Source organism: Vagococcus lutrae (assembly GCF_023299185.1).
Lineage (GTDB): Bacteria > Bacillota > Bacilli > Lactobacillales > Vagococcaceae > Vagococcus_A > Vagococcus_A lutrae.
The window spans coordinates 1535474-1547466 of record NZ_CP097017.1 but is presented as its reverse complement, the minus strand read 5'-3'; the positions used below and the strand labels follow the sequence as shown (position 1 = coordinate 1547466).

Annotated in this window: 14 protein-coding genes; 1 reads left to right on the top strand and 13 read right to left on the bottom strand. The window is 38.9% G+C overall.

The genetic code is table 11. The features are described 5' to 3' along the window. Positions 1 to 29 precede the first annotated feature (29 nt). The 6 genes from M2919_RS07420 to M2919_RS07395 all read right to left on the bottom strand — a co-directional run bounded on the left by M2919_RS07420 (position 30) and on the right by M2919_RS07395 (position 5448). The gene (locus tag M2919_RS07420; protein WP_248848524.1) at positions 30 to 563 is read right to left on the bottom strand and encodes a dCTP deaminase/dUTPase family protein; all 534 of its coding nucleotides are present in this window, start codon (positions 561 to 563) and stop codon (positions 30 to 32) included. A 115-nt stretch (positions 564 to 678) separates the two neighbouring features. Next, a complete protein-coding gene (locus M2919_RS07415; protein WP_248848523.1) occupies positions 679 to 915 on the bottom strand; it encodes a metal-sensing transcriptional repressor in 237 nt (78 codons plus the stop codon). A 35-nt stretch (positions 916 to 950) separates the two neighbouring features. Beyond that, positions 951 to 2597: an FAD-dependent oxidoreductase gene (locus M2919_RS07410; protein ID WP_248848522.1), complete on the bottom strand. Its 1647-nt coding sequence runs from the start codon at positions 2595 to 2597 to the stop codon at positions 951 to 953. Further along, the gene (locus tag M2919_RS07405) at positions 2598 to 2912 is read right to left on the bottom strand and encodes a rhodanese-like domain-containing protein (RefSeq protein ID WP_023607060.1); all 315 of its coding nucleotides are present in this window, start codon (positions 2910 to 2912) and stop codon (positions 2598 to 2600) included. It abuts the gene before it with no gap. Positions 2913 to 3025: 113 nt separating this feature from the next. Then, positions 3026 to 3745, bottom strand: a complete 720-nt coding sequence (locus M2919_RS07400) for a pseudouridine synthase (protein ID WP_248848521.1) — start codon at positions 3743 to 3745, stop codon at positions 3026 to 3028. Positions 3746 to 3804: 59 nt separating this feature from the next. Next, positions 3805 to 5448, bottom strand: coding sequence for a putative polysaccharide biosynthesis protein (locus M2919_RS07395; protein WP_248848520.1), 1644 nt, complete (start codon positions 5446 to 5448; stop codon positions 3805 to 3807). A 186-nt stretch (positions 5449 to 5634) separates the two neighbouring features. Between M2919_RS07395 and M2919_RS07390 the strand changes: the two genes are divergently transcribed. Next, positions 5635 to 6672 carry a M42 family metallopeptidase gene (locus tag M2919_RS07390; RefSeq protein WP_248848519.1) on the top strand — a complete coding sequence of 346 codons (1038 nt, stop codon included), beginning with the start codon at positions 5635 to 5637 and terminating at the stop codon, positions 6670 to 6672. 42 nt (positions 6673 to 6714) lie between these two features. Here the strand turns inward: M2919_RS07390 and M2919_RS07385 are convergent, their stop codons facing one another. The 7 genes from M2919_RS07385 to pepV form a co-directional block, all read right to left on the bottom strand. After that, a complete protein-coding gene (locus M2919_RS07385) occupies positions 6715 to 7206 on the bottom strand; it encodes a cupin domain-containing protein (RefSeq protein WP_248848518.1) in 492 nt (163 codons plus the stop codon). Beyond that, a complete protein-coding gene (locus M2919_RS07380; RefSeq protein WP_248848517.1) occupies positions 7206 to 7847 on the bottom strand; it encodes a DUF1054 family protein in 642 nt (213 codons plus the stop codon). The genes M2919_RS07385 and M2919_RS07380 overlap by 1 nt, the downstream gene beginning before the upstream one ends. Before the next feature lie 3 nt (positions 7848 to 7850). Next, complete coding sequence (locus M2919_RS07375) at positions 7851 to 8423, bottom strand: GNAT family N-acetyltransferase (RefSeq protein WP_248849491.1); 573 nt, start codon at positions 8421 to 8423, stop codon at positions 7851 to 7853. Positions 8424 to 8446: 23 nt separating this feature from the next. Continuing rightward, positions 8447 to 8719 (bottom strand): chorismate mutase, encoded by a 273-nt coding sequence (locus M2919_RS07370; protein WP_248848516.1) that lies wholly within the window; start codon positions 8717 to 8719, stop codon positions 8447 to 8449. 14 nt (positions 8720 to 8733) lie between these two features. After that, entirely contained in the window at positions 8734 to 9444 is a 711-nt protein-coding gene (locus M2919_RS07365) for an NAD-dependent protein deacylase (RefSeq protein WP_420857186.1), read from the bottom strand. Between the two features lie 70 nt (positions 9445 to 9514). Then, positions 9515 to 10423: an EamA family transporter gene (locus tag M2919_RS07360; RefSeq protein ID WP_126762330.1), complete on the bottom strand. Its 909-nt coding sequence runs from the start codon at positions 10421 to 10423 to the stop codon at positions 9515 to 9517. 116 nt (positions 10424 to 10539) lie between these two features. After that, a complete protein-coding gene (gene pepV / locus M2919_RS07355) occupies positions 10540 to 11949 on the bottom strand; it encodes a dipeptidase PepV (RefSeq protein WP_168413300.1) in 1410 nt (469 codons plus the stop codon). Between the last annotated feature and the right edge of the window lie 44 nt (positions 11950 to 11993).

Here is an 11993-nt window from a genome sequence, read left to right as displayed (position 1 = left end):
TAATCATTTCATGAAACTTTGATGAAGTCTTAGCGCTGACCAGAAGAACCAAAACCACCCGTTCGTTTTCCATCTGCTTGGTCAGCATCTGCTTTTAAAAAAGGTAAAAAGATACCTTGGCCGATTCGGTCGCCTTTTTTTATCACTTTATCTGTTAAGCCAAAATTTAAAAATTGGAACATAATATGTCCTTCATTTTTTTCATTGTTATAATAATCTGCATCAATAATTCCCACGCCGTTCGGTAATACTATAAAGTTTTTCAAAGGATTACTAGAGCGGTTAGCTAATTGTAAATATTCATCTTCTTGCATATAGGCTTTAATACCGGTTGGAACCAGAACGGGCTTTAACATAGCTTGCCATTCAGCTTCTTTCCCTTCACCTTTTCTTTGCCAAATTAACTTAGCTATTTCAACAAGTTGGCCTTTCCAAACACTTGGTATAATGACTTCTTCTGCCGCCTCAAAATCATAACCTGCTGCCCCTTTTGTTGCTCGTTTCGGTAAGTTTACTTTTCCTTGATAATCACGGATAACTTCAAATCCTCGTTTTCGTTCCATATCTCTTTTACTCCCCTTCCCTATTTCTTAAGTCTATAAGATTCATTCCGCCTTGTAAACTAATCAGAGAAAGAAAAAAATCAAACTTAAGTTTTCTCTTAAGTTTGATTTTCCCTTATAATTTTTGAATCATTTGGACGGCTTGCGCAAGTCGCTCGGCTTGTGCCTGTTCATCTTCTAAAGGATTTTCATAGCAGTCTTTGATATTTTCTGCTGCCATAATTCCCATAATATTATCGATACCCGACCGAACGGCTGAAAGTTGCATCATGATATCGTAACACTCTTTTTCTTCAAGCATCATTTTTTGAATACCACGCATTTGTCCTTCAGCTCGTCGCATACGATTCATAATTCGTTGATCGCATTGCATTTTTATCACCTGCTTTATTTAATCATATCAGGTTTTACTACACTGTAAATAGCAAACGAACCAGACATATTGCTAACATCATAACCTTCCTGCACTAATACACGTTCAGCCATGTAGCTACGCTGACCACTCGCACAAGCAATCATATAATGTGTGCCTTTATCTAATTCTGATAAACGCTCACGTAATTGCGGTAATGGAATGTGAACCGCTTCTTTAAATTCTCCCGCTGTAAATTCATCTGGCACACGTACGTCGAGTATTTTAGCCCCTTGTGCTAATTTTTCTTCTACTTCATGCCATTGCACTAACGTCGTCAATCCTTCGATGACGTTTAATGCCACATAGCCAATCATATTGACAGGGTCTTTAGCAACGCCAAATGGTGGCGCATAGGTCAATTCTAACTCTGGTAAATCTTCCACAGTTAAACCGCCTTTAATCGCTGTAGCTAATACATCAATACGCTTATCTACCCCTTTAATTCCGACACCTTGTGCACCGTAAATTTGACCGGTTTCTGGATTAAAGACTAATTTTAAAGTCACTGGCGTAGAACCTGGATAGTAACTAGCATGGTCAGCTCCACGTGTATGAGCAACTGCATAGTTTAAACCAGCCATTTTAGCCTGACGTTCACTTAAGCCAGTCGAAGCCGCACTCATATTAAAGACACGAACAATCGCTGTTCCAATGCTGCCTTTATTTTTACGTTTTACACCTGAAATAATATCTGCCACTTGACGACCTTGACGGTTAGCAGGAGAGGCCAGTGAAATCATCGCATCTTCTCCTGTGATTTGTTGTTTGACAATAATCGCATCCCCAACAGCGTAAATATCAGAAACGTTTGTTTGATAATGCTCGTCTACTAAAATACCGCCACGCATTCCTAATTCAATTCCAGCTGATTCAGCTAAACCATTTTCTGGCAAAACTCCGACAGACATAATCACTAAATCTGTTTCTAATAAACTACCATCTTCTAGACGAACAGTTTTACCTTCGTTTTCAAAACCAACTGCTGATTGTCCTAAAATCACGCGAATATCATTTTCCACTAGTTCTTTTTGGACAAATGCTGCCATTTCTTCATCTAACGGCGGTAAGACATGAGGAGCTTTTTCGACTAGCGTCACTTCCATACCGGTTTCGGCTAAGTTTTCAACCATCTCTAAACCAATGAATCCAGCCCCAATCACTAAGGCTTTTTTCGGTTGTGTTTCTTTAACGTACGTCATGATTTTATCTAAATCAGGAACATTTCTCAAACTGAAGACATTTTTCGCCTCTGCCAATCCTTCAATCGGAGGAATAAATGGACGTGCTCCTGGAGATAAAATAAGTGAGTCATAAGTTTCCCAGTAAGTTTCCTCACCTTTTTTAATTGCAACTTTTTTATCATCAGGGTTGATTTCCGTCACTTCGCTAGACACACGTACATCAAGATTAAAACGAGCTTTTAAACTATCGGGAGTATGGAGCAACAGCGACTCACGGTCAGCTATCTCTCCTGAAACATGATACGGTAAGCCACAGTTTGCAAAAGAGACATGCGGGCCTTTTTCCACTACAATAATTTCTGCTTGTTCATTTAAACGTCTTAAACGAGTAGCTGCTGACATCCCACCAGCAACGCCACCTACAATAATCACTTTCATCTATACATTTCCTCCTTTAACAGGTCCTGTCCATCCATTCATGCCGCCTTTAACGCTGTAAGCCTTAATACCACGACTCTCTAATACTTGAACACCTTGTTTACTATTCATACCTGAATAACATACGACGTAAACGGGTTCTCCTTCTTTCACTTTCATACGGTGTAATTTATCTAATGTCATATGTTGCGCACCGGGTATATGCCCCATACGGAACGCATCTTTCTGACGAATATCGACAATAGTTGGTCTTTCTGATAATTTCCCTTCCAATTCCTTTGCTGAAATCGATGGGCCACGGTTAAATAAAAACATAAAGTTCCTCCCTTTATTTTTTCAAGATAAAATTATATTATACCGCACGGGGTATATCTTCAACTTTTATGCTTAAAAAAAAGCAGTCTCTTTAAAAAAGAGACTACTTCTATTTATATAATGGCTAATGCTTGTTTTTCGGCAGTTGTTAAAGCGCGAAACGTCCCAACCGTCAAATCTTCGGTTAATTTTAAAGGTCCCATCGTTTCCCGATGAAGGAGCAGTACTTTTTTATCAACTGCTTCAAACATCCGCTTTACTTGATGAAACTTCCCTTCAGTAATCGTTAAACGAATTTCCGACGTTTGCTCCTGTTCATTCACTTCCTCAATAACTAAGTGTGCTGGCGCGACCGGCTCGTTACCAGAAATAGTCATCCCTTGTTTAAATAAAGTGACATCGGCTTCTGTTACCACTCCTGCTATTTTTGCCCAATACGTTTTCGGCACTTTCTTTTTCGGAGACAGTAATGCGTGAGCTAAATCACCATTATTCGTTAATAACAATAAACCCGTCGTGTCTTTATCTAAACGTCCTACTGGAAAAATCCCTCTTTTTTGATAATCAACAGGTAACAAATCAAGGACCGTACGATGCCGTGGATCTTCTGTCGCCGAAATAACCCCCATTGGTTTATGTAGCAAAAGATAGACATCTGCTTCATAAAATAGTTGCTCACCTTCAACACATATTACTTGTTCGTCAGGATTTACTTGGTATTTTCCATCTCGCTGACGTACCCCATCCACTGTAATATGGCTTTTTTTCAATAGTTGTTTTACTTCTTTTCGGCTACCATATCCTACTTCACTTAATAATTTATCTAATCGCATATAACGCTCACTTTCTATGAAAAAAAGCTACCCCACTAAGAGTAACTTTCTTCAATCTTTTAATTAATATGAAATCGTGTTCTTAATTTTGCCACTTTAGGGCCTAATAATTTATCTGCTAAACGAATCTTTAACGTGATGTAGCCATAAAGAGCTATTCCTATAACCGCAACTAAAAGAATAATTAAAAACGCTTGGAATTTACGTGTCGGTGATAGCAACAAGTATAAACCTTGTCGCGTCAACCAAGCAACCAACGTCATGACTAACGTTATAATAAAGATTAATAACGTTCGACGTGCTGTTAACCCTCTATCAAATTGAGTTAAATGATAGATTTCTCTCACATTTAACAATGCTGCGATTAAAAAGGCAATCCCTGTCGCTAATAACGGTCCGTACGATTCAAATAACCAGATAGCTGGATACTGTAATAATACTTTAATTAAAAATCCGACACCTAATATACGAATAGCAATTTGATTACCGTATAATCCTTGAAGCGTCGTTGAGGTAATAATATAAAAACCAAGGACTATCCCTACTAAAGCAGCTTCAACTAAAAGCGACGTTCCCAGTGCATCTGCTTCATAAAACATGGTGTTTAACGGATAAGCTAACACAATCATCCCAAACGTTGAAGGCAACATCACAAAGAAAAATAATTGAATATTATCACTTACCAGCTTTGCTAATCCCACACGGTCTTTCACCGTAAAGGCCTCTGTTACCAAAGGTAGACTTGTGACAGCAATCGACGTCGCCAACGAAATGGTAATCATGGTCAGCTTGTCCGGGTTGGCACTGAACAACGTGAATAACTCGCCTACTTGCACATCTGAAAAGTTCGTTAACGATTTTAAAATTGGTTCAAACGTGTACTGGTCAAATATTTTAAAGAAAGTAATAGCCGAGCCTATGATAATAAACGGAATCGCTTCTTTAATAATATTCAACATCAGTTCATTTTGTGGCACCTCTACTTGATTAGCACTTTGAGCTTCCAACCTTTTGAACGTCTTGTTATATCTAAAATAAAACCAACTTAATAACCCAAGCGCAGCCAAAGCACCGATAAAAGCGGCAAATGTACTATGTGTCACTGCTTTAACATAGTCGCCTTTCATCACTTGCATAATCGTATACGTCGCGACCAACATATAAATGACACGCGCAATTTGTTCGACAATTTGAGATAAAGCAGACGGCATCATGTCATGATTCCCTTGGAAAAAGCCTCTCAATGTACTCATAACTGGAAAGATTAAAATCGCAATACTGAGTGAACGCATGGTAGGAATTAATTTTTCATTTCCTCCCGCCAAAATAGGCGCTCCGAAATACATCACACTGGCACAGACGACCCCAAAAATCGCCATCATCGTTAGCGCGCGTTTAAACAGCCGCTTACTAATTTGATATTCATTTAAAGAGTTGTAATGTGAGATTTGTTTTGCAATCGCTGCCGGAATCCCTGCCGTTGAAATCATTAAAAATAGCGCATAAATATTGTACCCTTTAGTAAATAAATTGTTTGCGACTTTCGCATGCTCTCCCATCCAAATATACCATGGAATAATATAAGCAGCGCCTAGCAAACGAGAAACGAAACTACCGATAGTCATCCAAATTGACCCTCTCACCATTTTCTCCTGAGAGTTTAAAGTCTTGGTTTCGGCCACCGAATTCTGCGGTTTGTTCATATTTTAAACCAACTTTCTTCTGCATATAGTCCATTTCATTGTAATGCTTATTTTCATTGAATGCAATCCTTTTCGTTTCCCTTAACAACCGAAAAAAGAACACTTACAGCTGTTAGAACGCTTTTAAAACTTAGCATCTTCTGTTATCGTTAAAGAGATAATATTTAACCATAGGAGGTTTTATTCATGACAGATTCAACTATTCAACTGGTCTCCCAACTGACCAATATCCCTTCCCCAACAGGTAACACCCAAACTATTATGACTTGGCTACATGATTTTCTCATCCCGCATGGCTATCAACCAACGTTTAATCGAAAAGGTAGTCTCATTGTCACTGTCCCAGGTCAAGACACGAATCAAGCGCGCTTTGTGACCGCTCACGTCGATACCCTAGGGGCTATGGTGCGTCAAATTAAACCTGACGGCCGCATTAAATTAGATTTAATTGGTGGCTTTAAATATAACGCGATTGAAGGGGAATATTGCACTATCCACACACAAAGTGGTAAAGAAATAACAGGAACAATTTTAATGCATCAAACAAGCGTCCATGTCTATGCTGATGCCGGAACGGCGGAGCGTAATCAAGCGAATATGGAAATTCGTCTAGACGAAAAAGTCACGAATGCCGATGAAACTAAAGCGCTTGGTATTCAAGTCGGAGATTTTATTAGTTTTGACCCTCGAACAGTGATAACTGAAACAGGGTTCATTAAATCACGTCATTTAGATGATAAAGTCAGTGTCGCCATTTTATTACAAATTTTAGTCGAACTGGCAAAAACGAAAACATCCCTTCCTTATACGACACACTTTTTCTTTTCAAATAATGAAGAAATTGGTTACGGGGGCAACTCAAACATTGATGAAAACGTTGTGGAATATTTAGCGGTCGACATGGGAGCTATGGGCGATGACCAACAAACAGATGAATACTCTGCTTCCATCTGTGTCAAAGATGCTAGTGGTCCGTATCATTTAGGACTAAGACAAAATCTTGTTCAACTTTGCGAAAATGAAACAATCCCGTATCAACTGGACATCTATCCTTTTTACGGTAGCGATGCTTCAGCAGCAATGAGAGCTGGCGCAGATGTCAGACACGCGCTTGTCGGTGCAGGAATTGATGCCAGTCACGCTTACGAACGGACTCATATAACTTCTATCGAAGCGACCGAACGCTTAGTTAGAGCGTATTTACATAGTCCTATGTCAGAGTAAAAGTGAAAAACAGATAGCTACCTTTAGGAAGCTATCTGTTTTTTAATTTCTTGGTATTTCTTCATACGCATAGTTTAAAATAATCTCTTCGTACGCTGGATAATCCGCTAATAATTCGGCTTGAGTGAATAATTCAAAATCAGCAAAATCAAACCCCGGTGCGACTAAGCAACTCACTAGCGCTGCATCTTTCGGAACACTTGACGCAAAAATCGTACCCGCTGGCACAACCGCGTGCAGTCTTTCACCCGCCGCTATATCCAACCCTAAATGAATAGCTTCATAACTACCATCTGGGTGTAAACAGTGGACTGTTAAGCTTTCTCCATGATGAAAATACCAGATTTCATCCGATTTTAAACGATGAAAATGCGAAGGCGACTCCTCAGTCAGCAAAAAATAGATACTCGTATACAAGGCCCTAGACCTGCCATTCGCCTCTATTTGCTGAGAATGTTTTTCCGTCTGACGGTAAAAGCCACCTTCTGGATGTGGGATTAACTCTAGCGCTTCGCACCACTTCTTTACATCCACTATTTAGTCACTCCTTTTTCTTGTTGGACTTTACATGCTAAATGATAAATAGGGAGTAATGATTGATAGGTTTCAATGATTACCTGTCCTACTTCTTCTGATGTCTGAGTTCTTACATCATCTGCTGTTAATACTCTACCTATTTGAAACTCGCCTTTTTTAACTTGGCAAAATCGTGTAAGACCTTTTTCTAAATTATCACGCGTTAGTGTCGCATAATCATTTTTCGTATGGTCTAAATTCAACTGGTACTTTTCAAGATAATCATCAAATAAGTCGCTATTTTTTAACAGAGTTTTGCCAATCTCAACTTCTTCATCAGGATTATCTATCAACGATAACCATATCACAATATGCGTGGCGGTAATTCCCAGTGTAAAATGCGGATAACGTTTATACCCTTTTTTACTGTGACTTATAGCCGACCAAGTAAAATCTGGGGCATTAGCCGTCCGACGTCGATGTTGCGCAATATGTAGATACATTGGTTCTTGAAGCTCTTCAGTTAATACGTCTACCGCTTGATTGCCGTACCACTGAAAGACTGGTTGAATATGTTCACGAATACTCGCCATTCTCTCATCTAGACCCGGTATCGTCATTGTCGTAAAACTTGTTTGATTAAAACTTAATGGTGTCATACTTTAACCCTTCTCTATTATGAATTTTTGATAGCGTGTTTTCGTCATCACGTAATAGTGGTCAGTAACTGGGCGTCCTCGAAACAGACGGTGATTTTCAATCGTTCCTTGTTTTACCATTCCAATCTTTTCCATCACACGCCCTGACTGTGGATTGCGTACATCATGAAAAGCAAAGACCATTTCTAAGGCAAGCTCTTCAAAAGCCAAGGCTAAGAGTCGTGTCGCCGCTTCTGGCACAATTCCCTGACCCCATTCTTCTTTAGCTAGCGCATAACCTAGTTCTGCCTTACGATTCACACGGTCTATTCGAATATCAATAGTTCCAATAAATTGTCGCGTATCTTTTTTCTCAATCCCATATTTTCCAAGAGGCTCTTTCAAAAAAAACTGAGCAATATCACGACGGGTATTGGCTAGTGAATCATGGGGTTCAAAAACAAAGGCCGTTACTTCTGGGTCAGATGCATAATGATACATGGCGGAAGCATCATTTAAAGAAACAGGACGTAAGTATAAGCGTGGGGTTTCTAGATGGGTATGTTCCGCTAAAACTAACCAATCATTTGGTATCATTTGACTCATTTACTCGCCTTCTTTCACTCTTTTATTTCATGATGTTGCGTTTGCAACATCTTAGACGCATCCATTAATGTTTGATAGACCTGTATAATGGCTTCTTCAAAAATAGGGTTCGTTACTTTGTCACGTAAACGATGAATAATTTTTTGCTCACGCTCTGCGTCCAACACAGGTAGTTGATGTTGCGCTTTAATCGCCCCCACTTCAAGTGAAACAGCAAAACGCTCTTCTAATAGCGCGACAATTTGTTGGTCTAACTGGTCAATTCGTTCTCGTTGCTCTCTTAACATAGTGTGTCACTTCCTTATAACTCTGTCATTTTAAAAAAATCACTCGCATCTCCTGCGATATAAAGATGCTCCTGTGCTAGCTGTATCGGTTCTCGATTTATCACGACAATCCGTGTCTGAGCAGGAACATAATCTATCAAGCTTCTAAACGGATAAACTTGAAAGCTAGTCCCAATAATCATTACTAAATCCGTTTGAATCATGGCTGAAAAAGCTTGTTGAATCGTTGGCTCATGCAGTCCTTCCTCGTATAACACAACATTCGGTCGCAAATGACCTCCGCACCCTTCGTGACAATCACTCTTTAAGTAAGCAGCAGCCGTCACCGATTCTCGACACTTTTGACAATAAATCTGATATAAATTTCCATGAAAATTCAATACATTTTGACTACCTGCTTTTTGATGTAACTGATCAATGTTTTGCGTAATAATCGTGGCCGTTTCTTTTTCGTCACTCCACTTTTTTAAAGCACGATGTATGACATTAGGCTTTGCTTCCGGATGATATAATTGCTTTACAAACTCGTAAAACTTATCCGGTTCTTGTTGCAAGCACGTGTGACTTAACAAATATTCTGGTCGTTCATAGCCAGCATAAACACCATCCATTGAACGATAATCAGGTATCCCAGAAGGAACAGATACCCCTGCTCCTGTTAAAAAAACAGGAGCGTTTGCTTCATCTAACCATTGATACGCTTGTTTTTTCTTTTCCATTTTCATCACCTATATCTATTATAACAAAAAGCAAGAAAAGAATCTGAAGAGACAAAAAAAGAGTGCCTAAGCACTCCTATCCATCATAAAAACCAAGTATCGCAATGGCCACCATAATCATCGCAATAACCGCATACTGCTTAGTCGTTAATTTTTCTTTTAAAAAGATGCGCGACAAAATAACCGACACAATGCTATAAGATGAAATCATTGGCGCCACCACTATTGCGTTACTCGCAATCGCTCCCACATAGAAAAATTGACCGAGCGTTTCAAAGCTGGCTGCAAAGAAACGATTTTTTTCACCAGAAAAAGAAAAACGTTGTCCTTTTACTAAAAGTAAATAAACAAGGGCGATCATTCCTACTATGAAAAAGGTCATTTCATAACTGATTAACGCTTGATCTTCAGACATAATTTTTTTCGTTTCTAAATAATAGCCGTCTAAAAATGTTCCTAAACCATCAATTAAACAATATAATATCGGATAAATAATCGCCAAAGTACTCGTCTGATATTTTTTATCTACTTTTTCGCCAGAAGCCGCTAATTCACGGTCTGCTTCTTTCTTTTCAAAATATGACAGTAAGAAAATACCAATTGAAATCATGCCTACCGCTACAAATTGTACCCATCTCATCGAGCTTCCTAATAATAAAAATGATAGCAACGCCGATACTGCTCCGGATGAATTACTAATGGGAGATGAAATCGATAGTTCAATATAACGTAAGCCAACATAGCCAATCGCCATCGATAAAATATACATGGTTGAAACTGGTAAATACTTAATAAGGTTAAACCATTCAAACGATACTTGTTTATAAAACATCATATATAAAATAGCGTGTGCTCCCATCACGACACCGACCATGATAACCGTTCGAAAGGCGCTAAATGATTCTGAAGGATCATTACCTTTCTTATAAAACAAATCAGCTGTTCCCCATGCTAAAACGGTAACCAATGCAGGTATAAACCACATTTTCTTCACTCCTTTCTATATCCTTTATAACGTTACCTTATAACTTTTTAAAATGCAATGCTTATTTTTCGTCAAAAAAAGAGATGGTTTCCCATCTCTTTTAGACGTAGTGTTTCTTATTTAATCAAACGATAAATCGCATCAGCATAAATAGCTGTAGCATTGATAATATCTTTTACTGCCATAAATTCATTCGCTTGGTGCATTGTATCGATACTGTCTGGGAACATAGCGCCATAAGCCACACCACGTTCTAATAAACGTCCAAACGTTCCACCACCAATAACTTGTCCTTTACCTTCTAGACCTGTATGTTCTTCGTAAACTTCTAATAACGTCTTCACAAGTTCATCATCTTCTGGTACATAGTGTGGTCCTTTACCACCAGGTTGTAAATTAACCTGAACCGCACTATCTGCTAAGCTTTTTTCAATATTAGCGACAAGTTTTTCTTCTGTCGTACCTTTTGGATAACGCATATTAAGTGTGACACTTGCTTCTTTCCCTTCTTCAAAAGAGAACAGACCAGCGTTCATCGTTAAAGCACCCATCACATCATCTACAATAGCCATACCCAGTTTTTTACCTTCAGTATCTTGATGAATGAAGTTTGCAATCATATCTAGGTAGCGTTTTGCTCCCTCTTTAAAGTCATAAGATGATAAGAAAGCAGCTAAGTAAGTCGCACCATTCACACCAGAAGCTGGACTCGCACCATGTGCTGATTTACCTTTTAGGAAAAATGTTACTTCCCGACCATTGACTTCGACTGTTCCTGTTACTTTTTCTTGCTCTAAGTATGCATCATACGCTTTTTGTAGTGCATCTACATCCGCATCTTCTGGTAAAACAACGACGGCATTTCCAGACTCTGGTACCATGTTCGCTCTTAAACCTGCTTGGAATTGTTTTAATTGATAGCTATCACCATTAGTCGCATCTAAAGATAAAACAATTGTAGCATTTCCTTTTTCTCCGTTAATAATTGGAAATTCTGCATCCGGTGCAAACCCAAAATCAGGCGTTTCTTCCACTTCAAGATAACGCTCCATACATTTCCAACTACTTTCTTCATCTGTTCCAATAATAAAACGAACGCGTTTTGAAGTAGGTAGTTCTAATTCTTTAATCATTTTTAATGCATAATAAGCGGCAACACTTGGCCCTTTATCATCACTTGAACCGCGCGCATATAAGCGACCGTCTTTAATCACTGGTTCAAAGGGATCTGTATCCCAACCAGTACCTACTGGAACCACATCAACGTGTCCAAAAATACCTAGTGTTTCATCGCCTTCTCCAAATTCTAAATGTCCTGCGACGTTTTCTACATTTTTTGTAACAAAACCATCACGCTCACCAATCTCTAAAAACTTAAGCAATGCGGCTTTAGGTCCTGGACCAAAAGGGGCATCTTCAGTGGCTTTATCATCTTCTCGAACACTCGGGACGCGTAATAAATCCATTAAGTCTTTCATTAAATCGTCTTCACGTTTTGCTACTTCTTGTTTCCAATCAATTGCCATACATAATCGCTCCCTTATTTTATACTTTTAACTAGTATAACACA